This window comes from Streptomyces sp. NPDC020362, assembly GCF_040642095.1.
Lineage (GTDB): Bacteria > Actinomycetota > Actinomycetes > Streptomycetales > Streptomycetaceae > Streptomyces.
Genome location: NZ_JBFAET010000125.1, coordinates 1 through 26,639, shown reverse-complemented (window position 1 = coordinate 26,639; position 26,639 = coordinate 1). Strand labels below are relative to the sequence as shown.

The following is a 26,639-nucleotide window of genomic DNA, read 5'->3' as shown; positions in this document are numbered from 1 at the left end:
CGCCTGTGGGGGGCGCGCTCCGTCTTAAACGGCAAAACTGGGCGGCACCATTGTCACCGGGGGAGCCGCCCATTTCGGCGTTCGTGACGCCTAGCCGAGTGCCTTGCCCGGCAGTTCCACCTTCGCGCCCAGCTCCATGAGCTTCTCCATGAAGTTCTCGTAGCCGCGGTTGATCAGCTCGATGCCGTGGACACGGGAGGTGCCCTCGGCGGCGAGGGCCGCGATCAGGTAGGAGAAGCCGCCGCGCAGGTCGGGGATGACCAGGTCGGCGCCCTGGAGCTTGGTGGGGCCGGAGACGACCGCGGAGTGCAGGAAGTTGCGCTGGCCGAACCGGCAGTCGGAGCCGCCCAGGCACTCGCGGTAGAGCTGGATGTGTGCGCCCATCTGGTTGAGCGCGGAGGTGAAGCCGAGCCGGGACTCGTAGACCGTCTCGTGGATGATGGACAGGCCCGTCGCCTGCGTGAGGGCCACCACCAGCGGCTGCTGCCAGTCGGTCTGGAAGCCGGGGTGCACGTCCGTCTCCAGCGCGATGGACTTCAGCTGGCCGCCCGGGTGCCAGAAGCGGATGCCCTCGTCGTCGATCTCGAAGGCACCGCCCACCTTCCGGTAGGTGTTCAGGAACGTCATCATCGAGCGCTGCTGGGCGCCGCGGACGTAGATGTTGCCGCTGGTCGCGAGGGCGGCGGACGCCCAGGACGCGGCCTCCAGACGGTCCGGCAGGGCGCGGTGGGTGTAACCGCCGAGCTTGTCCACACCGGTGATGCGGATCGTGCGGTCGGTGTCCATCGCGATGATCGCGCCCATCTTCTGCAGTACGCAGATCAGGTCCTCGATCTCCGGCTCGACGGCCGCGTTGGACAACTCCGTGACGCCCTCGGCCAGTACGGCCGTGAGCAGCACCTGCTCGGTCGTGCCGACCGACGGGTACGGCAGCCGGATCTTCGTGCCGCGCAGCCGCTGCGGCGCCTCCAGGTACTGCCCGTCCGCGCGCTTCTCGATGGTCGCGCCGAACTGCCGCAGCACGTCGAAGTGGAAGTCGATGGGCCGGCCGCCGATGTCGCAGCCGCCGAGGCCCGGGATGAAGGCGTGGCCGAGCCGGTGCAGCAGCGGACCGCAGAACAGGATCGGGATCCGGCTCGAACCCGCGTGGGCATCGATGTCAGCGACGTTCGCGCTCTCCACGTGGGTCGGGTCCATCACCAGTTCGCCGGGCTCCTCACCCGGACGGACCGTCACCCCGTGCAGCTGGAGCAGGCCGCGCACGACACGCACGTCACGGATGTCCGGAACATTGCGCAGGCGGCTCGGCCCACTGCCCAGCAGGGCGGCGACCATGGCCTTCGGCACGAGGTTCTTCGCACCGCGGACACGGATCTCGCCCTCCAGCGGGGTTCCGCCGTGGACAAGCAGGACATCGTCGTTGACGGTCATGAATCTCGCGTTCCGATGAGTCGGGCAGGGATCGGCCGATCACTTAGCGCGGGGGCCGGAGGGACAGCGTAGTCGCCGTTGCCCCCGCTCCCGTAGGCCCGAGCACCACCCAGCCGCGTCATAGCTGTGTCACAACACGAACCGTTCCCAATCGGGCACATGGGGTCACTGGAAAAGGGGTGCGCGCCGCGGCTGCCCCCGCCCGCCGGCCCGTCTCGCGTCTCCCCCCTCGGGCATGGCCCTTGCAGGGACGCACCACCCGATTCAAGCTCCGTTCACTCCCACACCCCGATTGGCTCCCCACTGCGGGGAAAGATGCGGGATCATGTCTGGCATGACCGAGGTGTCCTCGCTCACAGGGCGGCTGCTCGTGGCCACGCCCGCCCTGGCGGACCCGAACTTCGACCGTGCGGTGGTGCTCCTTCTCGACCACGACGAGGAGGGCTCGCTCGGTGTCGTCCTCAACCGCCCCACCCCGGTGGACGTGGGCGACATTCTGGAGGGATGGGCCGATCTCGCCGGTGAGCCCGGTGTGGTCTTCCAGGGCGGCCCCGTCTCGCTGGACTCGGCGCTCGGTGTCGCGGTCATCCCGGGCGGTGCGGCCGGCGACCGGGCCCCGCTCGGCTGGCGGCGGGTCCACGGCGCGATCGGCCTGGTGGACCTGGAGGCCCCGCCGGAACTGCTCGCCTCGGCCCTCGGCTCCCTGAGAATCTTCGCCGGTTACGCCGGCTGGGGCCCCGGCCAGCTGGAGGACGAGCTGGTGGAGGGCGCCTGGTACGTGGTCGAGTCCGAGCCGGGTGACGTGTCCTCCCCGGCCCCGGAGCGACTCTGGCGGGAGGTCCTGCGCCGCCAGCGCAACGAACTGGCGATGGTGGCCACGTATCCGGACGACCCGTCGCTCAACTGATGCCAGTGCACTTCAGTACCCTTGCTGATATGAGCACTCTTGAGCCCGAGCGCGGGACTGGTACGGGCACCCTCGTAGAGCCGACACCACAGGTGTCCCACGGCGACGGCGACCACGAGCGCTTCGCCCACTACGTCCAGAAGGACAAGATCATGGCGAGCGCCCTCGACGGCACCCCCGTCGTGGCGCTCTGCGGCAAGGTGTGGGTGCCGGGCCGCGACCCGAAGAAGTACCCCGTCTGTCCCATGTGCAAGGAGATCTACGAGTCCATGGGCAGCGGCGGCGACGACAAGGGCAAGGGCGGCGACAAGAAGTAGGGGAGTCCCCGCCCGTCTGAACACCGCAAGGCCCCCGGGACGCGTCGAGGCGCGTCCCGGGGGCCTTTGTGCTTTCTGGTCACAGAGTGGTTGAGACCTCTTGTCGGCATGTTCATGTTGTTCATAGCCTCCTGGTGTTGTGCAGAGCGAAACAGTCATTGCATATGTTGCAACGCACTAACTCTCCGGAGGAACGCTCCATGAAGCCGTCCGTCCCCCTCGCCGCACTGCTCACCCTCGTCGTCGCCACCGCCTGTGCCCCGCAGTCCTCCTCCAACTCCGCCTCCGACAAGGACGAGAAGACCGGCACCCTGAGGGTCTGGCTCTTCCAGGAGGTCGGCAACGAGCCGAAGAAGAAGGTCGTCGACGCGGTCGTCACCGACTTCCGGAAGGCCCACGAGGACACCAAGGTCGACGTCGAGTACATCCCGGTCGAGACCCGCGCCCAGCGTGTCAAGGCCGCCTTCAACGACCCGGCCTCCGCGCCCGACGTCATCGAGTACGGCAACACCGACACCGCGGGCTACGTCCACGACGGCGGACTCCTCGACGTCACCAAGGACTTCTCCGCCTGGAGCGAATCGAAGAACACCGACACGACGGCCCGGCAGTCGGTCACCGTGGACGGAAAGGTCTACGGCGCGCCCTTCTACGTCGGCGTCCGCGCCCTTTACTACCGCACCGACGTCTTCAAGGAACTCGGCCTGAAACCGCCGACGTCCATGGCCGGGCTGGCCACCACGGCCCGTGCGATCCGGTCCGCGAAACCCGACCTGTACGGCCTGGTCGTGGGCGGCGCCTACACCTACGGCGCCCTGCCGTTCATCTGGGCCAACGGCGGCGAACTGGCCACCGGCAAGGGCGGCTCCTACGCCTCCGCCCTCGACAGCGCCGCGGCCCGCAAGGGCATCAAGGCCTACACGTCCCTCTTCTCCGCCGACAACTGTCCCGCCGCCAAGTGCGCGGGCATGGGCGGCAACGACACCGTGACCGCGTTCGCCGCGGGCAAGGCCGGAATGGCGATCGGCGGCGACTTCAGCCACGCGGCCGTGGAGGCCGGCAAGGTGAAGGGCAAGTACGCGGTCGTACCGCTGCCGGGCGTGGCCCCGGGCTCGATCGCCCCGGCCTTCGCGGGCGGCAACAACATCGGCGTCCTGAAGAGCACCGCCCACCGCACACTCGCCGTGGACCTCATGGAGCGGCTCGCCTCCAAGAAGACGCAGTCCGCCCTGTTCGACGCGATGGGCTTTCTGCCGACCTTCACCGACGTGCGCGACCGGGCGGCGGCGCGGCAGCCCTTCGTGAAGCCGTTCGTACGGACGCTGGCCTCCGGCACCGAGTTCGTCCCCGCCTCGCCCGCGTGGTCGCAGATCGACTCCTCGCTCGTGCTGCCGACGATGTTCCAGGAGGTCATCAGCGGCAGGAAGAGTGTGGATGCGGCGGCGGAGTCGGCGGCCGGGAAGATGAACTCCGTGTTCGGCGCCGCCGGGTGAGGGCGCCCATGGGGGTGGGTGTTCTGGATCGTTGGCGGGTGCGGGTTGTTCGTGGCTGGTCGCGCAGTTCCCCGCGCCCCTTCGGGGGGTGGACGCCCTGGTTCTATCTCGCCCCCGCTCTCCTCGTTCTCGGCGGGCTGCTCGTCTACCCCGTCTACCAGCTCGGGCTGATCTCCCTCTTCCGGTACACCCAGGCTCAGGTCAGCGGTGGGGAGCCGGCCACCTTCCGGGGGTTCGGGAACTACACGGACCTGTTCTCCGACGGGCAGTTCTGGCAGGTGCTGCTGGCCACCGTGGTGTTCGCCGCGGCCTGTGTCGTCTCCACCCTCGCCGTCGGCTGTGCGCTCGCCGTGCTGCTCACGCGCGTGCGTGCCGTCCCCCGGCTGGCGCTGATGCTGGCGGCGCTCGGCGCCTGGGCGACCCCGGCCGTCACCGGCTCCACGGTGTGGCTGTTCCTGTTCGACCCGGACTTCGGTCCCGTCAACCGGATCCTGGGGCTGGGCGACCACTCGTGGACGTACGGGCGCTACAGCGCCTTCCTCCTCGTCCTGCTCGAAGTGGTCTGGTGCTCCTTTCCCTTCGTGATGGTGACGGTCTACGCGGGGATCCGCGCCGTACCGTCCGAGGTGCTGGAGGCCGCGGCCCTGGACGGTGCCTCGCAGTGGCGGATCTGGCGCTCGGTGCTCGCGCCGATGCTGCGGCCGATCCTCACCGTCGTCACCGTCCAGTCGGTCATCTGGGACTTCAAGGTCTTCACACAGATCTACGTCATGACGAACGGCGGCGGCATCGCCGGGCAGAACCTGGTGCTGAACGTGTATGCCTACCAACAGGCGTTCGCGTCCTCCCAGTACGGCCTCGGCTCGGCGATCGGCGTGGTGACGCTGCTGATCCTGCTCGCCGTGACCCTGGTGTACCTGCGGTTGCTGCGCCGTCAGGGGGAAGAGCTGTGAATCTTCCTCGGACACGTGTGCAGCGGCCGTGGCGATGGGCGGCAGAGGCCGCGGCCCTGCTGATCGCCGCCGCCGTCGCCTTCCCGCTGTACTGGATGGTGCTGAGCGCCTTCAAACCGCCCGGCGAGATCGAGTCCGACCGGCCCCGGCCGTGGACGCTCTCGCCGTCCCTGGACTCCTTCCGGCGGGTCTTCGGACAGCAGGAATTCGGCCGTTACTTCGCCAACAGCCTGATCGTCGCGGGCACCGTCGTGGCCGTCTCCGCGGTGATCGCGTTTCTCGCCGCGACCGCCGTCACGCGATTCCGTTTCCGCTTTCGGACCACCTTGCTGATCATGTTTCTGGTCGCCCAGATGGTGCCCGTGGAAGCCCTCACGATCCCCCTGTTCTTCCTCATGCGGGACGCCGGCCGGCTGAACACCCTCGGGTCGCTGATCCTGCCCCACATCGCCTTCTCGCTGCCCTTCGCGATCTGGATGCTGCGGGGGTTCGTGAAAGCGGTGCCCGAGGCTCTGGAGGAGGCCGCCTACCTGGACGGGGCGAGCCGCGGACGATTCCTCTGGCAGATCCTTTTCCCGCTCGTCCTCCCCGGCCTGGTCGCCACGAGCGTGTTTTCCTTCATCTCGGCCTGGAACGACTTCCTGTTCGCCAAGTCCTTCATCATCAGTGACACTTCACAGTCGACCCTGCCGATGGCCCTGCTGGTGTTCTACAACCCGGACGAGCCGGACTGGGGCGGGGTCATGGCCGCGTCCACGGTGATGACGATTCCGGTGCTGGTCTTCTTCGTACTCGTACAGCGGCGCCTGGTCTCGGGGCTGGGCGGAGCGGTAAAGGACTGAGGTCATGAGCGACAAGCCCCTTTTCCCGGAACCCGACGTGGCGCTGATCCCGGCGCCGGGCCGCGTCTCGGCCTCGCTGCCCGGCGGCGGCACCGGATACGTCATCGACGCGGACACCGAGATCGAGGCCCACGAGGGCACCGAACGGGTCGCGCGGTGGCTGCGCGCCACCGTCGGCGCCGCGACCGGACTCCCGCTGCGGCCCCACCACAACAGCGGGAGCCGCATTCTGCTGCGGATCATCCCCTCGCTCGCTGCCGAACTCGGCAGCCCCGAGGGCTACCGTCTGTGCGCGGACGGATATCTCATCGCCATCGACGGCGCGAGCGAGGCCGGCCTGTTCTGGGGCGCGCAGACCTTCCGTCAGCTTCTCGGGCCGGAGGCATTCCGGCGGGCCCCCGTCACCGGCCGGACGGAGTGGGAGTTCCCCGCGGTCACCGTCCACGACGCCCCCCGTTTCCGCTGGCGCGGCCTCATGCTCGACGTCGCCCGGCACTTCATGCCCAAGGAAGGCGTTCTGCGCTACCTGGACCTGATGGCCGCGCACAAACTCAACGTCTTCCACTTCCACCTCACGGACGACCAGGGCTGGCGGATCGAGATCCGGCGCCACCCGCAGCTGACCGAGGTCGCCTCCTGGCGGGCGCGGACGAAATTCGGTCACCGGGCCTCGCCGCTGTGGGAGGAGAAGCCGCACGGGGGTTACTACACCCAGGACGACATCCGGGAGATCGTCGCCTACGCCGCCGAGCGGCATATCACCGTCGTCCCGGAAATCGACGTACCGGGCCACTCGCAGGCCGCCATCGCCGCGTATCCGGAACTCGGCAACACCGACGTCATCGACACCACCGCCCTCACCGTCTGGGACACCTGGGGGATTTCTTCGAACGTACTCGCCCCCACTGACACCACCCTGCGCTTCTACGAGGGCGTACTGGAGGAAGTCCTGGAGCTGTTCCCGGCGGACGCCGCCGAGTTCTCGGCGTTCGTCCACCTCGGCGGCGACGAATGCCGCAAGGACCAGTGGAGCGAGTCGGTGGCCGCCAAGACGCGCATCACGGAGCTGGGTCTCGCCGACGAGGACGAGCTGCAGTCCTGGTTCATCGGGCACTTCGACCGGTGGCTCGCCGCGCGCGGGCGCCGCCTGATCGGCTGGGACGAGATCCTGGAGGGCGGGCTCGCCCCGGGCGCCGCGGTCTCCTCCTGGCGCGGTTACGGGGGCGGTGTCGCCGCCGCACGGGCCGGTCACGACGTCGTCATGTGCCCGGAGCAGTACGTCTACCTGGACCACCGGCAGGCCGCGGGCGAGGACGAGCCCGTGCCGATCGGCTTCGTGCGCACCCTGGAGGACGTCTACCGGTTCGAGCCCGTTCCGCCCCAACTCGGCGAGGAGGACGCCCGGCACGTCCTGGGCACCCAGGCGAACGTATGGACCGAGGCGATGGAGGACGTCGCACGCGTGGACTACCAGACCTTCCCCAGGCTCGCCGCCTTCGCCGAGGTCGCCTGGAGCAGGCTGCCCGCCCCGCAGGAACGGGACTTCGCGGGCTTCGAGCGCCGGATGGCCGACCATTACCGGCGACTTGACGCTCTCGGCGTCGCCTATCGGCCACCCGCCGGGCCCCGGCCCTGGCAGCAGCGCCCCGGTGTGCTCGGCCGCCCGCTCCAAGGGCCTCCCCCGAACCGGTAGAGACCCGGTGGAGGCCCGGGGGAGACCCGGGAGAGACGCGCGAAAGGCCCGGTACGGGTGCGGGCAGGATCCGGGACAGGCCAGGGCAGGACCCGGGACAGGCCCGGGCAAGATCCGGGACAGGCCCGGGGAGACCCGTAGAACAGATAGCGGAAAAACCCCAACAGGGTCCCTGTCGGGTGGCAATTCGCGCGTAGCGGCGATGACGTGCGAAAACGGACTATCTCGCTGATGAGGTGGGCGAATGCCTCCTAGCGGACCCCCGCGTTCGGCCCTTGCGAAGATGTGCCAGAGTTGCCACGTCCGCCCTGTGAGCACGTACCGTACGGCCACACAGGTGGGACCAGGTGGGGCAGCGGGAAGGGGCAGCCGGTTTGACCACACACGCACCGCAGGCGGCGCAGGCCGTCACGCTGCCCACGACGCTGGACGAAGCCGTGGCGGCCCTCACCGCCATGCCCACGGCGGTCCCCGTGGCCGGCGGCACCGACCTCATGGCCGCCGTCAACTCGGGTCAGCTCAGGCCCGCCGCCCTGGTGGGTCTCGGGCGGATCAGCGAGATCCGCGGCTGGCAGTACCAGGACGGCCACGCCCTGCTCGGCGCGGGCCTCACGCACGCACGCATGGGCCGCCCCGACTTCGCGGCCCTGATCCCGGCGCTCGCCGCCGCCGCGCGCGCCGCGGGCCCGCCGCACATCCGCAACGCCGGCACCCTGGGCGGCAACATCGCCACCGCCGCCCCCACCGGGGACGCGCTGCCGGTGCTGGCCGCCCTGGAGGCGACGCTGATCATCGCCGGCCCGGGCGGAGCCGACCGGGAGATCCCGGTGTCGCACCTGCTGGCCGGCGTGGAGATGCTGCGCGGCGGCGAACTCATCGGCTACGTGCGCGTGCCGCTGCTGCACGCCCCGCAGGTCTTCCTGAAGGCGACCGGACGCACCGGCCCGGGCCGCGCGATGGCCTCCGTGGCGCTCGTGCTCGACCCGGCCCGGCGCGGGGTGCGCTGCGCGGTGGGCGCCATAGCGCCGATGCCGCTCAGGCCCCTGGAGGCCGAGCAGTGGGTCGCCGGACTCATCGACTGGGACAACGACCGCGCGCTGGTCCCGGAGGCCCTGAGCGCCTTCGGGGAGTACGTCGCGTCGGCCTGCATCCCCGACCCGGCCCCGGAGCCGGACGGTTCCGTGGCCCCGCTTCCGCCGGCGGTACTGCACCTGCGGCGCACCGTCGCCGCGCTGGCCCGACGAGCACTGGGGAGGGCGCTGTCGTGACCGACGACCAGCACGGAGAGGGCGCGCCCCGGGGCGGTGGCCGCTGGGACCCGCTGCCCCAGGGCGACTACGACGACGGCGCCACCGCGTTCGTCAAGCTCCCCGAGGGCGGCATCGACGCCCTGCTGTCCGGTGACAGCCCCCTGGCCGCACCGGGCCACGGCTATGTGCCGCCGCGGATAGCGGCGACTCCGGGGGCGGGCGACCCGGCCGCCACCGGCACCTGGACGGTGCCCGCCGACGGCCACCAGTGGCCCGACCCGAACGCCGCCCCCCAGGAGCGGGCGGCGGACGACCGGTTCGCGTACAACCCCGACGCCACCCAGCAATGGACCTTCGAGGAGCCCGCGGCGGCCTCCTCCACCCCCGGGCACGACGTCACCGGGCAGTGGTCCATCCCGGTCGCCGGAGGCGACCTTCCGGACGAATCGGGCGAGTTCACCACATCCTCGCTGGTCGAGCAGTGGGGCGGCACACCGCCGGCCACCCTCCCCGGCGGCGCGCCCGCGCCCTGGGCGACCGACGGCGCGGGACACGCGTGGGCGCAGCCGGAGGCGGCGCCCCAGCCGGGCGAGCCCGCCGGGACGCACCCGGCCGACCCCTCCGCGGCGCCCGGCATGCCCGTGGACGAGGAGTTCACGCCCGAGGCGGCGTTCACCGCGACCCCGGACGGGCGGCCACCCCGGCCCGAGGCCGGCTCCGCGCCCGGCGCGGACGAGTACGCGGCACCCGCCCCCAGCGGTCACAGCCCCGCACGGGCCCCTGAAGGCCCCTCTGACGGCCCGGCAGGCCACGACAGCATCACCGAGCCCGAGTCCGCGCCGGAGGCCGCGGGAACGGTGGTCACGGACGACGCACCGGACGCGACCGGCCCGGCTGCGGCGCACGACACGGCGGCCCCGCCGGGCAGGCCCGGAACCGACAGCGGTCCGGCCGAGGCGTCCCAGGCCCCCGACACGCCGGACGGCCCGACGGACCCGGAGGCCCCGGAGCAGGACGCCCCCGAGGACCCCGCCCGGGCCGCCGCGCCCGCCCTCCCGAACGACGACCACCCCCTCGCCTCCTACGTCCTGCGCGTCAACGGCACCGACCGCCCCGTCACCGACGCCTGGATCGGCGAGTCCCTGCTGTACGTCCTGCGGGAGCGGCTCGGCCTCGCCGGGGCCAAGGACGGCTGCTCGCAGGGCGAGTGCGGCGCCTGCAACGTCCAGGTGGACGGGCGCCTGGTGGCCTCCTGCCTGGTCCCGGCGGTCACCGCGGCCGGCAGCGAGGTCCGCACCGTCGAGGGCCTGGCCGCCGACGGGCAGCCCTCCGACGTGCAGCGCGCGCTCGCCCGGTGCGGTGCCGTGCAGTGCGGCTTCTGCGTGCCGGGCATGGCGATGACCGTGCACGACCTGCTGGAGGGCAACCCGGCGCCGACCGAGCTGGAGACCCGGCAGGCCCTGTGCGGCAACCTGTGCCGCTGCTCCGGCTACCGGGGCGTCCTGGAGGCCGTCAAGGAAGTCGTCGCCGAACGCGACACGCACACCGCCACCGACGGGGCGGACGGCGACGAGGCGCGCATTCCGCACCAGGCGGGCCCGGGCTCCGGCGGCGTCAACCCGTCGGCGTTCGAGACACCGGGTGTCTTCGACAGCCCCGGCACCTTCGGCACACCCGGACCGCACGACCAGCACTTCGGCCAGGACGGAGGCCAGGCGTGAGCAACGAAACGGCCACCGCGACCACCGCCGCGGAAGCGGCCCCCGCCGTAGACCCGTTGCCGCACGGTCTGGGCGCGCCCCTGCCGCACGCCGACGCCCGTGCCAAGACCGAGGGCACCTTCCCGTACGCGGCCGACCTGTGGGCCGAGGGCCTGCTGTGGGCGGCCGTGCTGCGCTCCCCGCACGCGCACGCGCGCATCGTGTCCATCGACACCACCCACGCGCGCGAGATGCCCGGGGTACGGGTCGTCGTCACCCACGAGGACGTGCCCGGCACCCCCCGCCACGGCCGGGGCACGCCGGACCGCCCGGTGTTCGCCTCCGAGGTCGTACGGCACCACGGCGAGCCCATCGCGGCCGTCGCCGCCGACCACCCGGACACCGCGCGGATGGCCGCCGCCGCGATCAGCGTCGAGTACGAGGTACTCGATCCCGTCACGGACCCCGAGCAGGCCTTCGAGGCCGAACCCCTGCACCCCGACGGCAACCTGATCCGGCACATCCCGCTGCGCCACGGCGACCCGGACGCGGTCGGCGAGGTCGTCGTCGAGGGCCTGTACCGCATAGGGCGCCAGGACCCGGCCCCCATCGGCGCCGAGGCGGGCCTCGCGGTGCCGCGTCCCGACGGCGGCGTGGAGCTGTACCTGGCCTCCACCGACCCGCACGCCGACCGCAACACGGCCGCGGCCTGCTACGGCCTGTCCCCCGATCGGGTGAAGATCGTCGTCACCGGGGTGCCGGGCGCCACCGCCGACCGCGAGGACCAGGGCTTCCAGCTCCCGCTCGGCCTGCTCGCGCTGAAGACCGGCTGCCCGGTGAAGCTCACGGCCACCCGCGAGGAGTCCTTCCTCGGCCACGTCCACCGCCACCCGACCCTCCTGCGCTACCGCCACCACGCCGACGCCGAGGGCAGGCTGGTGAAGGTCGAGGCGCAGATCCTGCTGGACGCGGGCGCGTACGCCGACACCTCCGCGGAGGCACTGGCCGCCGCGGTCTCCTTCGCGTGCGGCCCGTACGTCGTCCCGAACGCCTTCATCGAGGGCTGGGCCGTGCGCACCAACAACCCGCCCTCCGGCCACGTGCGCGGCGAGGGCGCCATGCAGGTGTGCGCCGCCTACGAGGCGCAGATGGACAAGCTCGCGAAGAAGCTCGGCCAGGACCCGGCCGAACTGCGCCTGCGCAACGCGCTCGCGACCGGCGACGTCCTCCCGATCGGCCAGACCGTGACCTGCCCGGCACCCGTGGCCGAACTGCTCCAGGCGGTCCGCGACTTCCCCCTCCCGGCCCTGCCCAAGGACACCCCGGAGGAGGACTGGCTGCTGCCCGGCGGCCCCGAGGGCGCGGGCGAGCCGGGCGCGGTGCGCCGGGGCGTCGGCTACGGCCTGGGCATGGTGCACATGCTCGGCACGGAAGGCACCGACGAGGTGTCCACGGCGACCGTGAAGGTCCACGACGGCGTGGCGACCGTGCTGTGCGCGGCCGTGGAGACCGGGCAGGGGTTCACCACCCTCGCCCGGCAGATCGTCCAGGAGACGCTCGGCATCGACGAGGTGCACGTGGCACCGGTCGACACCGATCAGCCGCCGGCCGGCGGCGGCTGCCGCGGCCGCCACACCTGGGTCTCCGGCGGTGCGGTGGAGCGCGCGGCGAAGATGGTCCGCACCCAGTTGCTGCAACCCCTCGCGCACAAGTTCGGCATGTCCACCGAGCTGCTCCAGATCACCGACGGCAAGATCACCTCGTACGACGGCGTGCTGTCGACGACCGTCACCGAGGCGATGGAGGGCAAGGAGCTGTGGGCCACGGCCCAGTGCCGCCCTCATCCCACCGAGCCGCTGAACGCCGAGGGCCAGGGCGACGCCTTCGTGGGCCTCGCCTTCTGCGCGATCCGCGCGGTGGTGGACGTGGACATCGAGATCGGCTCGGTCCGGGTGGTGGAACTGGCGGTCGCCCAGGACGTGGGCCGGGTGCTGAACCCGGTGCAGCTGGCCGCGCGCATCGAGGCGGGCGTCACCCAGGGCGTGGGCATCGCCCTCACCGAGAACCTGCGTACGCCCCGCGGTCTGGTCCGCCACCCCGACCTGACCGGATACGCCCTGCCGACCGCGCTGGACGCGCCGGACATCCGGATCGTGAAGCTGGTCGAGGAACGGGACGTGGTCGCTCCCTTCGGCGCCAAGTCGGTCAGCGCGGTTCCGGTGGTGACGTCCCCCGCGGCGATCGCCTCGGCCGTCCGCGCGGCGACGGGCCGCCCGGTCAACCGCCTCCCGATCCGCCCCCAGGCAGCGGTGGTGACGGCCCCTTGACCACGCCCCCCGAGGAGCCTCGCTACGAATCCCCGCCCAGCATGGGCAAGTTGTTCGTGTGGATCCTGCTGTTCATCGTGGCGGCCCTGGCCGTGGTCCTGGGCGGGATCTACTTCACCTGAGGAACCGCCGCCGGGGGAACCGCCACTGGGGGAGCCACCGCCGAGGAGCAGCCGCCGAGCAGCCGCCGCTGGGGGAGCCGCCGCCGAGGAATCGGCCCGGGCGGGGGAATCGGCCCTGGCCGAGGACTCGCCCCTGAGGGAGGAACGGGCCCTGACGGACGAACCCGGCCCCTGTGCGGAACGGGAGTGCCTCCACCGGCGTCCTTCACCCAGGGGCGTTGTCAGTGGGGCGGCGTAGTGTTCTGGGCAGTGGGGGGGACGGCCGCTTCCGCCGGGAAGCCGGAGGCCGGCCAGGCATGCCCCGCCCAGGGACCGACGCACCGAGGAAGATCGCGGGGGAGCGATGAGCAGGACCGAGGCCGGAGTTCCGGCGATCACGCTGACCGAGGCGGAGCTGGACCGCTACGTCACGCACGCGCCGACCCGTGGCCTGCTCGCCGACCCCGGACTGCCCGCGGATTCCGCCCTGTTGACCTTCTCCCCGCTCCGCACGCACGGCCTGCGCACCCTCGGCGACGCCACGGACGGCCCCTTCCGCCTCGCGGACGAACTGCGCAGCCGCCTGGTGATAGGCGAACTCCTCGGCCCGGCAGGCATGGAGCGCGAGTCGATCCTGCTCGACGGCGACACCGGCGAGATCACGACGGCCTACCTCCTCGACCCGTCCGCCCCCCGCCCCTTCGCCCCCTCCCTGGACACCCTCCTGCGCTTCTCGGCGGTCACCGAGGAACTGGCAGGGCTGCGCGGCCGTTTCTCCTCCCTGGCGGGCCAGTACGGCCCCAAGACGGCGACCGAGGCCTCCCGCCGCCTGTTCACGCTCTTCGAGGAGGGCACGGACGGCGCGGTCCCGCCCTACTGGAAGGCAGCGGCCCTGATCCGCCCGCTGGCCCTCATCGCCGGCCCGGGCACGGCCCTCGGCCTCACCCTGGACGTCCCCGCCCGCCTCCTGGACCAGGAGTTCGGCCAGGGTCGGGTGGTCCGCTTCGAGGAGGTCGACTTCCCGGCCACGCTCACCCACGAGCCGACCCGCCGCTTCCTGCGCGAGACGGGCCTGCCGGAGGAGGCGGTCCTCTTCCACACCGACACCGACGTCCCGCTGCCCACCCTCACCGAGTACTTCACCGGTGAACGAGCCGACGACTACCCCCTGGACGACCTCCCCGCCCACGCCGACCACCTGATCCGCCTCGGCTACCTGGTCGAGGACAACAGTCTGGTGGTCGACGGGAGAACGGGCGCGGTCCTCACCTTCAGCGAGCCCGAGGCGACGCTCTACCCGCTCAACACGGACGTCTCCACCCTCGCCTTCACGCTCTGGCTCCTCCACCACGAGCGCACCATCGACGAACACCTGGGCAACGAACTGACGACGGCCGCCTACGACCAACTGGCCGCGGCCATGATCCAGACCCTGACGTCCATAGACCCCACCGCCCTGCACCCGGACACCGACTGGCACTACTGGACGGAGCTTTTCCAGGACGAAGCGGGCGGGGTGCTCTGAAGCGTCCTGTCAACGGGGCCCGGGCGGCTCCGGCTCCAGTCCGTCGAGAAGCCTGAAGGTCGAGTCCTTGCGGTCGACGTCGTTGCCGTTGTCGGTCTCCTCGAGGAAGAGATCGAAGTTCCTGTGCCTGATGAAGCGCGTGGGGAAGTTGACGGAGCGGAACGACACCGCGCTGGGATCCGCGAGCCCCGGGACCATGACGAACGTTGCGTCCTTGCGCATGAGCTGCATCTCCGGCGTCTCGGGCGGAGGCGGTCCGAGAGGGACGTTGGGCCCCTCGTGGAGCTTGATACGGAAATTCTGGTGCCGCAGGTAGTGCAGGGGGAAGTTGAACGAGCGGAACGAGATGAGATTGGAGTCCGCCAGGCCCGGCACGATTTCGAACGTGGCGTCCTCCCGGTCCAGTTCGCTCACGATCTGAGTGAGTTCCCCCAGGAAGTTCTGGTGCCGGATGAAGCGATCCGGGAAGTTGACCGACTGGAGTGAGTTACCCACTGTCCACTCCTTCCTGACTCCGGGGACAGCCGGCTGGGACAGAGAATCGCCGGCCGTTTCCCCGATGAATTCTTCTGGCCCGCCGGGAGCCGGGCGACAGGGGTTACGCCATACGGGTGACGCTCCGGTGTGGCCCTGTGGCCCTGTGGTCCGGCCGGGCACCCGCTCCCGCAGCAGATCCCCGAGGCGGCGAATAGGCTGGTCGCAGGGGTCGACGTGGTTCGATCCGACAGGAGCCCTTCCATGCGCAGGAACAGAAGCGGCGCCTGGCGCGCGACGGGAGTCGTCACCGCACTCGCCACGGCTGCCGCGATCGCCTCCGTCGCCCCGGTCCAGGCCCGGTCCACCGCTCAACTGACCGCGTGGGTCAGCGACGGCTGGGGCGGGGGAACCATCACCAGCCAGCCGGCCGGGATCAACTGCCACCAGGCGGCGTGGGATCCGTACGCGTCCAACGACCCGCAGCCGGATCCGACCGGCACCTGCACCGCGAGCTTCGAGGTCGGCACGACGGTCACCTTCACCGCCACACCCGGCTCGGGGTCCTACATCAATGACGGCCCCACGCCGAATCCCGCGACCGTGCGAACGGGCTACAACTTCACGTGGGTCATGTTCTGCCCGGACGGCGGCCTCTGCTCCGCAGGCTAGCGACCGGCCGTCCCGGACGGTGCCGGGCTGTCGGGGCGCCCGCCCTCGGAGCACCGCCTTGTTGTTCTGCCTGGTCAGGCAGGTAGAGGCCGTGGCGGGATTCGAACCCAGGTAGCTCGCTCTGCAGCTGCCTTGGTGTTCCGTTTCTGATGGCGAGCTGCTCAAGGCGTCTCGCTTCCCTGGGTCAGGAGGTGTGACTGAGCGCCTCAGTTGGTCCTGGCCGGCCTTCCGTGACGAGTACGCCCGCCAGGGGACCCGGGCGATGCCGATGCGGAGCGGCATATCGTGTCCAGGCAAGGGGCATCTCAATCATGGGGGCGGCCATGACAACAGGTGACCAAGAGGCGGAGATGCGGGGTGCGGCCGATCCCGATCCAGCGTCGCCTGCGGATCTGGTGCGGCGCATCGAGCACATCGCACTGGCTCAAGGTTTCGACTTGGGCGAGGTGCGGACTCGCTCGGGATGGGACGCCGGCGCCGAGGTGAGCACCGATCGGGGAACGGTCGTTGTTTCCCCTTGCGCGGAGGATTCCTTCTGCATACGGATCCTCCGCCACCGTGGCTTCGCGTCCTCGGAGGGGTGGACGAACGACCTTGTCGCTGCCGTGGGGGCCGCGAATCTGTGGCACCAGGGCGGCAGTCTGCGGGAGCTGCACGACCGCTTTCCCTTCATGAGCTGGAGCGAGCTGGCGCAAGCGTTCGAGGACGGTGACCCTGTTCCCGCGAAGTGGCGTGAGCTGCTTTCCAGCGAGTGGCACCTGCGTGATCGACCATTCCTCATGGCGGCCCACGCACACCCTCAACTGCGGGGGCTCTGGCCCGACATCAGCCACAGGAGTCTGATGCTGTGCCGGACGCCATCCGACTTGGAATCGGGCCTTGTGAAGATCTGGCCTCTGGAGGAAGACCGCTATCGAGTGACCATGTATCCGGGTGAGTTCTGGCGTGAGGTGTCCTCGCTGAGTGTGGCACTCGAGGTCGCCGCTGCCTGTTTCGCTTCCGTTCCGGATTCGTAGGCTCCCGGCTCGCAGGCGGAGCATGCAGGATCGTTCAGTCTGGGGATGCCTTGTCTATGCAGGCTGAAATGTTCGAAGAGTTGCTCTTCCCTGGGCTGAAGCTCGCTGTGCGGCAGCTGACGGTGGTTGAAGGAGCCTTGACAGTCGATCCCGCCGCCTGCGCGCCGGCCGGGACGCGTCCGCAGTGCGACCACCCTGGCGTGCGCGTTCACAGCCGTTACTGGCGGCACATAGCCGGGTTTCACGGAAGACCGGTCAGAACCCCTCAGTCGGCCGGTTGAGCACAGCAGTTGGCCCTGCTGTTGTTCCGGTGCCGAGTGGCTCGCGAGCGCCTCAGGATCAGCGTTGATGAGGGGTCCGGGCGGTCACCTGGTCACACTGTCGCGTCCGGTCGATGTGTGCGCCCGGTCGGTCGAGGGCTCGTCCCCGTAGCGGCCGCGGGTCGCGGTCGTCGGCGTGATTGCGTTGGTCACGCTGTCCGTGACGGTGAAGCGGCGGACGCCCGGTACGGCTGCGGTTCCCGCGCAGGCCAGGCTGACCGCGATCGCCGCGGCCCAGAGCGGCGCCTGCGGGCCCCACGCGCTCGCCGCGAGCGGGGCGAGGACGTAACCGAGGGGCATGGCGCCCAGGGACAGCAGCCAGTCGTACGAGGTGACGCGAGCCAGCACGCCGGGCGGGATGGCGGCCTGGACAGAGGTCTCCCATACGGGGTTGAGGAAGCCGAGGCCCGCCAGGGCGAGGCCGTAGGCGGCGATGACGGTGACAGCAGGGGTGCCGGCCGCGAACAGGGCGAGCGGCAGCGCGTAGGTCGCCAGGCCGAGGTTGGCCACAAGGATGGGGCGGCGGGGGCGGGCGCGCCCGGCGAGCAGGGAGCCGAGCAGCAGTCCCACGGCTCCGGCCTGGAGGATCGCCACCCAGGTCCGTTCGCCACCCAACTGCCGTACGGCCAGGGCGGGGCCGATCGTCATCAGCACGGCTGCGGCTCCGTTCCACACGGCGTGCGCGAGGAGGCTCGTCCAGTACCAGTCCCGGTTGCGGACCTCCTGCCAGCCCTCCACGAGATCGACACGCAGCGAGCGGTGCTCTGCCGGGACATGGCCGATGCGGATCGCGGCGACCAGCCCCGCGCTGACCGCAAAGGACACGGCGTCCAGGACGAACGCCCAACCGGGTCCCGCGGTGAGAATCAGCGCGCCGGCCAGGGCCGGTCCACCGAGGCCGGTGACACTCTTGACGGCGCCGAGCGCCGAGTTGGCGGCCTGCCGGTCGTCGCCGGGCACCGAGCCGGTGATCAGCCGCGGCAGCGTCGGCATGGCGAATGCGGAGGCGGCCCCGCCGATCGCCTCCGCGAGCCCGATCTGCCACAACCCGGGTGCTCCGCCCAGGAGTTGGAGACCGACGTAGAGCTGCGCGGCGCAGCGTACGAGATCGGTGGTGAGCGCCACGGTCCGAGCGTTGAACCGATCTCCGACAACACCGCCGAGAGGCAGCAACAGGAGTCTCGGCACCATCGCGCAGCCGAGGACGATTGCAAGGGCGGACGTGGAGCCGGTGGCCCGCAGGACGGCGAGGGACAGTGCGGCGGGCACGACGGCGTCGCCGACAAGGGACAGCGACCGCCCCAGGAAGAGCAGCCGGAAGGCGCGGTTGCGCAGCAGTCGGTGTGACATGCCGCCGAATGTATTTCGGTACCAAACTTTCGTCAACGAAATATAAGGCTCCGAAATATCTGGTGCCGAAGCGCCGCGGCGTAGGCTGGGAGCCATGAATCACAGGGAGTCCGGGGCGCGCGACTGGACGGACGAGCACGTCACCCGCTGGATGACGGTGCTGCCCGACCTCGACCCGGACATCGAGGGTGCGGTGACCCGCATGCAGAAGGTCACCTGGTATCTGGGCAAGGTCCGCGAGCGATCGCTGGCCAACTACGACCTGGAGCGCCACGAGTTCGACACGCTGCACAAGCTCGCCGCCCGCGCGGGCCGGGCGACGCCGTCCGAGCTCGCCACCGATCTCGACCTCGCTCCAGCCTCGATCACAGGCCGCCTCGACGCTCTGGAGCGCCGCGGCTTCGTACGCCGTAAGCCGTCGGAGACCGACCGGCGCCGCGTCGACGTGGAGCTGACCGAATCCGGCCGCACGACCTGGCTGAGCGCGATGGACGTGGTCGGCCACGAGGAATACCGGCTTCTCGGCGTCCTCTCGCGGGACGAGCGCCATGCCCTGTCCGACATGCTGCGCCGCGTCGCGCTGGCCGCAGAGGCACACGATGACGCTTCCTGACGCTCGGCCATAACGCCCGGACGGCCGACGGACGACCAAAGGGCGGCACCCCGCATAGGGTGCCGCCCTTCCTTTTGCCTGGTCAAGGCGTTGGAGGCCGTGGCGGGATCCGAACCCGCGTAACTCGCTCTGCAGGTTTGTCCGTGCTGGTCAGGGCATGATTCGGTCTCGTTCATCAGCGTTCAGAGCTGTACAGAAGCTGTGCTCACAGGAGTGTGGTCAACGGCTCCGGACGTCCGGGTACGGCGATGAATGAGACGGAAACCGAGACGGGCGGCGCCCGCACAGCGCCTAGTCCACGAGGCCGAGTGTTGCGTCCGGACGGCAGTGCGGCCGCGGATCCACCCGTTCGGCGTTCGGCGAGTGCCCGCAGCGCTGCTCCCGCGTCGCGCCCCTCGATCGCTTGCCCCCGCCATGTAGCAGTCCCGCACGTGCACGTACACCGGTGGCACGTCCCGGCTGGGGCTCTGTTCGGTCAGCCAGTCCGGTTGCGGTGGCCGAGCCACCAGACCAGACCGCGCTGCCGTTCGGCCTCCCGCCGCTCCTCGTCTTCGATCCACGGCCGAACAGTCAAGGTCCCCTTCCACGAGCTCTGTGCCCGCGGCCTGCGGACATACGGCGACGAACTCATCGAGCTCTGCCGCTCTGCCCGGCACCCGCCGATTGCGGAGATGTTCGACGTCGAGATGCTGTGCCGGGTGGTGAGCTCGGCTCGGCATCGGAGACGCATACGCCTGGGATGGGATGAACAGCTCGCTCGCGCTCCTGTGGCTGGAGCGATTGCCAGTCATCGCTTGCTCTTGATGTCCCACAGAGTCCGCTCGATTGGGCCCGTCATGGCGTCAACGAGGCCGTAGCGGCTTGCGAATTTTTGCGATTCCTCCGGGCTCTGGCGCTCTTCCTCGCCATTTCGTGTGATGCTTGCCAGCACGCTTACGCCATGTGTGCCGAACGACCAATAGACAGCCAGATTGCGGGGGGTCATCGTGTACTCGTCGATCGCATTGTTCTCGTGCACCCTGGCGCGATAGGCGATGAAATCGTTTTCCTTGTTGGCCTTCACCCATTGGGGTACTCGCATCGTTTTGTTTTCCCAGGAGTACCCATTGAAGTTGAAGTGGTCCAAGCCGAGTTGGTCCTTGCGTGCAAGGCTCGCGGTGGCGTACAGCGCCACTTGGTCGTACTTCGTGTTGATGGGCAGCTGTACAAGCGTTCGGGCGCAGAACTCGTCGTTCGTATCGATCCAGAATCCAGGGAGCATCCAGGGTTGCGCCGCCACCAACTCGCCGGCCTGATGGGCCTCCCTGCGTGAGAGCGGGTTCTTCTCCTGAAATTTCTGCCACTCCTTGGCGTCAGTACGCCACTGCTGACGAACCCGGTCCTCCGAGCCCACCGTCACCCGTTCGCCCATGGCGTGGAATTCGGCGCCGAGCACGTAGAAGGCCATATCGCTGTGGTTCTCGATCTTAATGTTGACCGGTACGGAGAATGCCTTGCGGTCCTTTTTGAGTACAGGATCCCCCATGGTCAACGTGATGATAGGTCTGGCCCCGCGTCGGGCCGGCTGATAGAGGTTCTGGTAGCCGAAATTGGCCGCCGCTAAGAGCGAGGAGATGATCAGTGCCGCCGCCACCCGCTTCGGAGCTGGGATTTCGATCGATGTCCGCCACACCATGACGACAGCCAAGCCCGAACCCAACATGAGCACGCCCAGCAGTGCCGGGTAGAACGTGGAATCGCCTTCAGCCGATGTCTTGATCATGAGCATGCCGTTGGTGCAGAACGCTGCGATCGTGCTGATCAGTGCGGCTGTTCCCGAGTAGCGGAAGCTGTGGAAGAACCAGTGGTCCGCAACCATGAAAGTGCCGAGCAGCGTGGTGGCCGCGACCAGGAGGAGGACTGCACCGGTGATGCGGCCTGGAAAAGTCAGAGCCTTGGTGAAGTCTTCGAAGCCGAACAGCCCCAGCACCAGTGTCGTCAGGAGGAGGACCAGCAGGATCAATACCGCAGCCGCCCGTGACCGTTTGCTTCTCGTCGATATCCGGCGGGCCCGCAGGCGCGAGCCGGCGCCCGACCTGGGCGGAGTCTTCACCTGATCACCTCCTGAAGTCGCAGGCCATGCGAGATGTTCCGGTCCCGTCGGCACCGGCCTGCGCCAACAGGTCCTATTGAGTGCCTCCTTCGGCGTCACGGAGGGAAGCTGCACGTGTGAAGCGCCGCCAGAGGAACGACTGTCGGCTTTCTGAGGCGTGTACATCATGGCGGCGTCATGGATCACCCGATCCCCCGCAGCGGACCCGGAAGAACGGCACGCCAGGGGCTTGAGCACCATCGTCCGTGGTGATCCATCGGATCGCCATCCGGATGCCTCTGGACGTGGCAGTTCCGCCAAACGGGCTTCGGTCCGCTCATCGTTCCGCTGGGCCAGGACCGTGCCAACCAGGGATCGCCGCGCCAGGAAGACGACCCGGGCAACGCCCAGGTGTGGGTCTGCCGCGGCCGAGGGGTGCCGTCTGATACGCGGCTTCCTCACGGGCATGGCGCAGATCGACGTGGCCTGATGGGCGAGGTTGCCCGCCGAGGCGACGAACCAACCCGGAGTTGTCCACGACCAAGTCGCGCGCCGGCCGTCGCGCGGTGGGTCTTCCCGAACAGCTCGTTGCCCTGCTCCAGACGCACGTCAAGGCGCAGGAAGCGGAGCGGGAAGCGGCGGGGAAGCGCTGGGAGTCATGAGCCTTATGGGGTGGTCGACCACGGCCATGGCCGCCCGCTATCAGCACATGGTGGACGCGGTGCGGGCCGACATCGCGAGGCAGGTGGACGGCCTGATCTGGCAAACGGATGGCGACACGGACGGTGAAGGCGCCGAGGGAGGCTGAGCGGGTGCGGTGACGCGGGAGGGTCCCGGCCGATGCGCGGCGGGATCTCAGTAAGTGACATCCCGCCTACTGGGAGTTGTTGTACGCTCTTCGCATCGGCCCGTCCGACTTCGGGGCCGAAGTCTTGATTTGGAAAAGTGACATGGCTCGCCCCGGCAGACGATGGCTGCCGTCAGTAGGGCGGGCGCGAGTGGGCGTTGGCAGCGCTACCCCACTTGACTAGTGCGTCTCTGTGTACGCATACAGGCTGCCGAAAGGTGTCGAACGAGTTCTGCCAACCATCGGGCAGTCTCAACCGAAGCAACCCATGGAAGCAATGGGGTGGCTCGGTTGAGAGCTGCCCCTGCGTATGCCTCTTCCGTGGCCCACCCCTTCCGCGAAGAAATGGAAGGAAACGGAAGTGAGCAGCAGGACCCTCGCGGTCATCGCCATTGCCCTTGTGGTAGCACTGATCTTCGGTATCGGTGCGTACGCGTGGACAGGCAACCCCTCGGATGCCATGACGATGTTCGGTGTCGGGTTGTTCGGGACCGCCATGCTGGGGATGACCATCAAAGACGAGGTGCCGAAGACAGCCCCGCGTCGACTGCCCACCGATTCTCCGGACCAGCCGGGTGGCGGCGACGCCTAAGTGGCGTCAACTGAGACGGGAACCGAGACGGACGACCAAAAGGGCGGCACCCGCGATGGGTGCCGCCCTTTTGTTTTGCCTGTTCAGGCACCAGAGGCCGTGGCGGGATTCGAACCCACGTAACTCGCTTTGCAGGCGAGCCCCTCAACCACTCGGGCACACGGCCATGGTCACTTCTCTTCTTCACGGCCGTGGTGGGATTCGGACCCACGTGACTCCCCGCGAGCGGAGCTCGCTGATGGATGCAGCGCAGGCGAGCCCCTCAACCACGCGGGCACACGACCGTGTTCGTGGAAAGACCGTACGGCGGGGCCGGGAAGGGGCTCAAGGGAAACGGGGGCGCTGCAACGGGACTGCCATACGCCGTTCATGAAGCGCGGGGCGTACGACCAAGGTCGCAGAGGCGGTGGGACCACCGACAGGGGTCAAACCGTGTTGTGCGACTTACTCTGGCAGCCATGGTCGCCCTCGAATCCCCTGATGCCGCTGTTGTGGACGACGCCGTCGCGAGAGACGGCGGTGTGCTGAGCCGGCCCTACCGGGCGCTCAGCGTCGGGATCGTCTCGGTCGTCCTGCTCATCGCCTTCGAGGCGACCGCCGTCGGGACGGCGATGCCGGTCGCGGCGCGGGAGCTGGACGGGGTGGCGCTCTACGCGTTCGCGTTCTCCGGGTACTTCACGACCAGCCTGTTCGGGATGGTCCTCGCCGGGCAGTGGTCGGACCGCAGGGGACCGCTCGGGGCGCTGACGACAGGGATCGGGGCCTTCGCGGCCGGGCTGGTCGTGGCCGGGTCGGCGCAGCTGATGTGGGTGTTCATCCTGGGCCGGGCCGTGCAGGGCTTCGGCGGCGGGCTGGTCATCGTCGCGCTGTACGTCGTCGTCGGGCGCGCCTACCCCGAACGGCTGCGGCCCGCGATCATGGCGGCCTTCGCCGCCGGGTGGGTCGTACCGTCCGTCGTCGGCCCGCTCGCCTCGGGAGCGGTGACGGAGCACCTCGGCTGGCGGTGGGTCTTCCTCGGCATCCCTGTCCTCGTCGTCCTCCCGCTGGCGCTCGCGCTGCCGCGGATACGGCAGCGGACGGCAGGGCCCGTGGCGGGCACCGATGCCTCCGCCTCCTTCGAGCGGCGCCGCATCCGGCTCGCGCTCGCCGTCTCCCTCGGCGCGGGCCTCCTCCAGTACGCCGCCCAGGACCTGCGGTGGCTCTCGCTCCTGCCCGGCCTCGCCGGTGCCGCCCTGCTCGTGCCCGCCGTCCGCGGGCTGCTGCCGCGCGGCACCTACCGTGCCGCGCGCGGGCTGCCCTCCGTCGTGCTGCTGCGCGGGCTGGCCGCCGGGTCCTTCATCGCCGCCGAATCGTTCGTGCCGTTGATGCTGGTGACCCAGCGGGGGCTGTCGCCCACGCTGGCCGGGTTCTCGCTCGCCGCGGGCGGGGCGACCTGGGCGCTGGGCTCCTGGGTGCAGTCGCGGCCGCGCGTGGAGCCGTACCGGGAGCGGCTGATGACGGTGGGGATGGTGCTGGTCGCCGCCGCGATCACCACCGCACCCAGTGTGCTCGTCCACTCCGTGCCCGTCTGGATCGTCGCTGTCGCCTGGGCCTTCGGCTGCTTCGGCATGGGGCTGGTGATCTCCTCCGCCAGTGTGCTCCTGCTCCAGTTGTCGGCCCCGGAGGAGGCCGGCGCCAACTCCGCCGCCCTGCAGATCTCCGACGCCCTCTCCAACGTCGTCCTCCTCGCCGTGACCGGCGCCGCCTTCGCCGCTCTGGGCGGCGGCAGCACGGCGGCGAGCACCGACGGCACTCATCACGCGGCCTTCGCGGCCGTCTTCCTTCCCATGGCGGGGGTGGCGCTGACCGGGGCGTGGGTGACCAGGCGCCTCAGGGATCGGTGAGCAGGGAGCGGTGAGCGCGGGAGCGGGGAGACAGGGGACGGCGAGTCAGGGAACGGCGAGCGCGGTCGGCGTCGGCCAGGGCGCCGGAGCCTCCGTCGGCCAGGACGCCGCATACGGCCTGGTCATCGGTGTGGCCTCCGGAAAGCCGAGCGGTGGTGCGGCGAGCGCGGCGCCGCTGCGGCAGTTGTGACGTGGGTCCCACCCGCGGGGGACCCGGCCTCGTCCGGGCGTTGACGGGGGTGGGGCGCCGGTAGGGTGGCCCGGTTGTCATACGTAGCCGAGCCGCCCGCCCGTCACCCATCACCACCCCGACCGACGGGCCACGCGCGGCACCTTGGAATCGACCCCTTGACCACGGAGACCGTGACTACCACCGCCGCTTCCTCCTCCCACCACCTTTCCCCCGCCTTCCCGGGCCGAGCGCCCTGGGGTACCGCCAGCAAGCTGCGTGCCTGGCAGCAGGGGGCGATGGAGAAGTACATCCAGGAGCAGCCGCGTGACTTCCTCGCGGTCGCCACGCCCGGCGCCGGCAAGACGACCTTCGCGCTGACCCTCGCCTCCTGGCTGCTGCACCACCACGTCGTGCAGCAGGTCACCGTGGTCGCGCCGACCGAGCACCTGAAGAAGCAGTGGGCGGAGGCCGCGGCCCGAGTGGGGATCAAGCTCGACCCCGAGTACAGCGCCGGCCCGCTCGGCAGGGAGTACGACGGGGTCGCGGTCACCTACGCGGGTGTCGGCGTGCGTCCGATGCTGCACCGCAACCGCGTCGAGCAGCGCAAGACCCTGGTCATCCTCGACGAGATCCACCACGCCGGCGACTCCAAGTCCTGGGGCGAGGCGTGCCTGGAGGCGTTCGAGCCCGCGACCCGGCGGCTCGCGCTGACCGGTACGCCGTTCCGGTCCGACACCAACCCCATCCCCTTCGTCACGTACGAGGAGGGGACGGACGGGATCCGGCGCTCCTCCGCCGATTACACGTACGGGTACGGCAACGCGCTCGCCGACCACGTAGTCCGGCCGGTGATCTTCCTCAGCTACAGCGGCAACATGCGCTGGCGCACCAAGGCGGGCGACGAGATCGCCGCCCGGCTCGGCGAGCCGATGACCAAGGACGCGATCAGCCAGGCCTGGCGCACCGCCCTCGACCCGCGCGGCGAGTGGATGCCGAGCGTGCTGCGCGCCGCCGACCAGCGGCTGACCGAGGTCAGGAAGGGCATCCCGGACGCCGGAGCGCTCGTCATCGCCTCCGACCAGGACTCCGCCCGCGCCTACGCCAAGCTCATCCGCGAGATCACCGGCACCCGGGCCACCCTGGTCCTGTCCGACGACGCCGGCGCCTCGAAGAGGATCGACGAGTTCAGCGGGAGCGAGGACCGCTGGATGGTCGCGGTGCGGATGGTGTCCGAGGGCGTCGACGTGCCGCGGCTCGCGGTGGGCGTGTACGCCACCACCATCTCCACCCCGCTGTTCTTCGCGCAGGCCGTCGGGCGTTTCGTACGGTCCCGGCGGCGCGGCGAGACCGCGTCCGTGTTCCTGCCGACCGTGCCCGACCTGCTGACCTTCGCCAACGAGATGGAGAAGGAGCGGGACCACGCCCTCGACAAGCCGAAGAAGGAGGGCGAGGAGGACCCGTACGCCGAATCCGAGAAGGAGATGGAGGAGGCGAACAAGGAGCAGGACGAGGACACCGGCGAGCAGGACATGCTGCCGTTCGAGGCGCTGGAGTCCGACGCCGTCTTCGACCGGGTCCTCTACGACGGCGCCGAGTTCGGCATGCAGGCCCACCCCGGGAGCGAGGAGGAGCAGGACTACCTCGGGATTCCGGGGCTGCTGGAGCCGGACCAGGTGCAGATGCTGCTGCAGAAGCGGCAGGCCCGGCAGATCGCGCACAGCCGCAAGAAGCCGGACGCCGAGGCCGACCTGCTGGAGCTGCCCGCCGAGCGCCGGCCGGTGGTCAGCCACAAGGAGATGATGGAGCTGCGCAAGCAGCTCAACACCATGGTCAGCGCGTACGTCCACCAGAGCGGCAAGCCGCACGGGGTGATCCACACCGAGCTGCGGCGGGTGTGCGGGGGGCCGCCGAGCGCCGAGGCGACGGCGGGGCAGTTGCGGCAGCGGATCGCCAAGGTGCAGGAGTGGGCGACGCGGATGCGGTGACGCTCCGCTGGTTCGGCCCATCCTTTCCCACCCGCCCACCCGACTCGGTCGGACACAAGGCCGCCCCCACGGGGCTCCGCCCCGGACCCCGTTATGTGCACGCGC

General features: G+C 70.1%; 22 protein-coding genes, 2 tRNA genes and 1 pseudogene. 19 read left to right on the top strand and 6 right to left on the bottom strand.

The features are described 5' to 3' along the window. Positions 1 to 90 precede the first annotated feature (90 nt). Positions 91 to 1,431 carry a UDP-N-acetylglucosamine 1-carboxyvinyltransferase gene (gene murA / locus AB0H32_RS32530; protein ID WP_361128009.1) on the bottom strand — a complete coding sequence of 447 codons (1,341 nt, stop codon included), beginning with the start codon at positions 1,429 to 1,431 and terminating at the stop codon, positions 91 to 93. 334 nt (positions 1,432 to 1,765) lie between these two features. Here murA and AB0H32_RS32525 point away from each other — a divergent pair, with 334 nt between their 5' ends. From AB0H32_RS32525 to AB0H32_RS32475, 11 genes are all read left to right on the top strand, one after another. Next, positions 1,766 to 2,338, top strand: coding sequence for a YqgE/AlgH family protein (locus tag AB0H32_RS32525; protein WP_071372285.1), 573 nt, complete (start codon positions 1,766 to 1,768; stop codon positions 2,336 to 2,338). A gap of 29 nt (positions 2,339 to 2,367) precedes the next feature. Then, on the top strand, positions 2,368 to 2,655 hold the full coding sequence (locus AB0H32_RS32520) for a DUF3039 domain-containing protein (protein WP_053665779.1): 288 nt from the start codon (positions 2,368 to 2,370) through the stop codon (positions 2,653 to 2,655). Positions 2,656 to 2,855: 200 nt separating this feature from the next. Continuing rightward, positions 2,856 to 4,148: an extracellular solute-binding protein gene (locus AB0H32_RS32515; protein ID WP_361128006.1), complete on the top strand. Its 1,293-nt coding sequence runs from the start codon at positions 2,856 to 2,858 to the stop codon at positions 4,146 to 4,148. Between the two features lie 8 nt (positions 4,149 to 4,156). Next, the gene (locus AB0H32_RS32510; protein WP_361128004.1) at positions 4,157 to 5,101 is read left to right on the top strand and encodes a sugar ABC transporter permease; all 945 of its coding nucleotides are present in this window, start codon (positions 4,157 to 4,159) and stop codon (positions 5,099 to 5,101) included. After that, positions 5,098 to 5,943: a carbohydrate ABC transporter permease gene (locus AB0H32_RS32505; protein ID WP_361128001.1), complete on the top strand. Its 846-nt coding sequence runs from the start codon at positions 5,098 to 5,100 to the stop codon at positions 5,941 to 5,943. The genes AB0H32_RS32510 and AB0H32_RS32505 overlap by 4 nt, the downstream gene beginning before the upstream one ends. A 4-nt stretch (positions 5,944 to 5,947) precedes the next feature. After that, a complete protein-coding gene (locus AB0H32_RS32500) occupies positions 5,948 to 7,636 on the top strand; it encodes a beta-N-acetylhexosaminidase (protein ID WP_361127998.1) in 1,689 nt (562 codons plus the stop codon). A gap of 374 nt (positions 7,637 to 8,010) precedes the next feature. After that, the gene (locus tag AB0H32_RS32495) at positions 8,011 to 8,904 is read left to right on the top strand and encodes an FAD binding domain-containing protein (protein WP_361127995.1); all 894 of its coding nucleotides are present in this window, start codon (positions 8,011 to 8,013) and stop codon (positions 8,902 to 8,904) included. Then, positions 8,901 to 10,607 carry a 2Fe-2S iron-sulfur cluster-binding protein gene (locus AB0H32_RS32490; RefSeq protein ID WP_361127992.1) on the top strand — a complete coding sequence of 569 codons (1,707 nt, stop codon included), beginning with the start codon at positions 8,901 to 8,903 and terminating at the stop codon, positions 10,605 to 10,607. Before AB0H32_RS32495 ends, AB0H32_RS32490 begins: the two co-directional genes overlap by 4 nt. Continuing rightward, positions 10,604 to 12,913, top strand: coding sequence for a molybdopterin cofactor-binding domain-containing protein (locus AB0H32_RS32485; RefSeq protein ID WP_361127989.1), 2,310 nt, complete (start codon positions 10,604 to 10,606; stop codon positions 12,911 to 12,913). Before AB0H32_RS32490 ends, AB0H32_RS32485 begins: the two co-directional genes overlap by 4 nt. Continuing rightward, complete coding sequence (locus AB0H32_RS32480; RefSeq protein WP_361127986.1) at positions 12,910 to 13,035, top strand: hypothetical protein; 126 nt, start codon at positions 12,910 to 12,912, stop codon at positions 13,033 to 13,035. Before AB0H32_RS32485 ends, AB0H32_RS32480 begins: the two co-directional genes overlap by 4 nt. Positions 13,036 to 13,378: 343 nt before the next feature. Beyond that, positions 13,379 to 14,539 carry an SUKH-4 family immunity protein gene (locus AB0H32_RS32475; protein ID WP_361127983.1) on the top strand — a complete coding sequence of 387 codons (1,161 nt, stop codon included), beginning with the start codon at positions 13,379 to 13,381 and terminating at the stop codon, positions 14,537 to 14,539. A 9-nt stretch (positions 14,540 to 14,548) separates the two neighbouring features. Here the strand turns inward: AB0H32_RS32475 and AB0H32_RS32470 are convergent, their stop codons facing one another. Next, positions 14,549 to 15,034 (bottom strand): AbfB domain-containing protein, encoded by a 486-nt coding sequence (locus tag AB0H32_RS32470; protein WP_361127980.1) that lies wholly within the window; start codon positions 15,032 to 15,034, stop codon positions 14,549 to 14,551. 243 nt (positions 15,035 to 15,277) lie between these two features. Between AB0H32_RS32470 and AB0H32_RS32465 the strand changes: the two genes are divergently transcribed. Both AB0H32_RS32465 and AB0H32_RS32460 read left to right on the top strand, forming a co-directional pair. Then, positions 15,278 to 15,685: a hypothetical protein gene (locus AB0H32_RS32465; RefSeq protein ID WP_361127977.1), complete on the top strand. Its 408-nt coding sequence runs from the start codon at positions 15,278 to 15,280 to the stop codon at positions 15,683 to 15,685. Between the two features lie 323 nt (positions 15,686 to 16,008). Then, a complete protein-coding gene (locus tag AB0H32_RS32460; RefSeq protein WP_361127974.1) occupies positions 16,009 to 16,701 on the top strand; it encodes a DUF6193 family natural product biosynthesis protein in 693 nt (230 codons plus the stop codon). Between the two features lie 365 nt (positions 16,702 to 17,066). On the opposite strand, the gene AB0H32_RS32455 is transcribed toward AB0H32_RS32460, so the two are convergent. Then, positions 17,067 to 18,371, bottom strand: a complete 1,305-nt coding sequence (locus AB0H32_RS32455) for an MFS transporter (protein ID WP_361127971.1) — start codon at positions 18,369 to 18,371, stop codon at positions 17,067 to 17,069. Positions 18,372 to 18,465: 94 nt separating this feature from the next. On the opposite strand from AB0H32_RS32455, the gene AB0H32_RS32450 reads away from it, so the two are divergent. Then, positions 18,466 to 18,984 (top strand): MarR family transcriptional regulator, encoded by a 519-nt coding sequence (locus AB0H32_RS32450; protein ID WP_361127969.1) that lies wholly within the window; start codon positions 18,466 to 18,468, stop codon positions 18,982 to 18,984. 787 nt (positions 18,985 to 19,771) lie between these two features. On the opposite strand, the gene AB0H32_RS32445 is transcribed toward AB0H32_RS32450, so the two are convergent. Next, complete coding sequence (locus AB0H32_RS32445) at positions 19,772 to 21,076, bottom strand: hypothetical protein (protein ID WP_361127966.1); 1,305 nt, start codon at positions 21,074 to 21,076, stop codon at positions 19,772 to 19,774. Positions 21,077 to 21,555: 479 nt separating this feature from the next. Between AB0H32_RS32445 and AB0H32_RS32440 the strand changes: the two are divergent. Both AB0H32_RS32440 and AB0H32_RS32435 read left to right on the top strand, forming a co-directional pair. Then, a pseudogene (locus tag AB0H32_RS32440) lies at positions 21,556 to 21,863 on the top strand (site-specific integrase); the annotation flags it as partial. A gap of 400 nt (positions 21,864 to 22,263) precedes the next feature. Beyond that, positions 22,264 to 22,494 carry a hypothetical protein gene (locus AB0H32_RS32435; RefSeq protein ID WP_361127963.1) on the top strand — a complete coding sequence of 77 codons (231 nt, stop codon included), beginning with the start codon at positions 22,264 to 22,266 and terminating at the stop codon, positions 22,492 to 22,494. A gap of 94 nt (positions 22,495 to 22,588) precedes the next feature. Here the strand turns inward: AB0H32_RS32435 and AB0H32_RS32430 are convergent. After that, positions 22,589 to 22,660 (bottom strand) — tRNA-Cys (locus AB0H32_RS32430). A 20-nt stretch (positions 22,661 to 22,680) separates the two neighbouring features. Further along, a tRNA-OTHER gene (locus AB0H32_RS32425) sits at positions 22,681 to 22,778 on the bottom strand. 174 nt (positions 22,779 to 22,952) lie between these two features. On the opposite strand from AB0H32_RS32425, the gene AB0H32_RS32420 reads away from it, so the two are divergent. The 3 genes from AB0H32_RS32420 to AB0H32_RS32410 all read left to right on the top strand — a co-directional run bounded on the left by AB0H32_RS32420 (position 22,953) and on the right by AB0H32_RS32410 (position 26,534). Continuing rightward, a complete protein-coding gene (locus tag AB0H32_RS32420; RefSeq protein ID WP_361127960.1) occupies positions 22,953 to 24,377 on the top strand; it encodes an MFS transporter in 1,425 nt (474 codons plus the stop codon). Between the two features lie 10 nt (positions 24,378 to 24,387). Continuing rightward, positions 24,388 to 24,567: a hypothetical protein gene (locus AB0H32_RS32415; protein WP_361127957.1), complete on the top strand. Its 180-nt coding sequence runs from the start codon at positions 24,388 to 24,390 to the stop codon at positions 24,565 to 24,567. 173 nt (positions 24,568 to 24,740) lie between these two features. Continuing rightward, a complete protein-coding gene (locus tag AB0H32_RS32410; protein WP_361127954.1) occupies positions 24,741 to 26,534 on the top strand; it encodes a DEAD/DEAH box helicase in 1,794 nt (597 codons plus the stop codon). Positions 26,535 to 26,639: the final 105 nt, after the last annotated feature.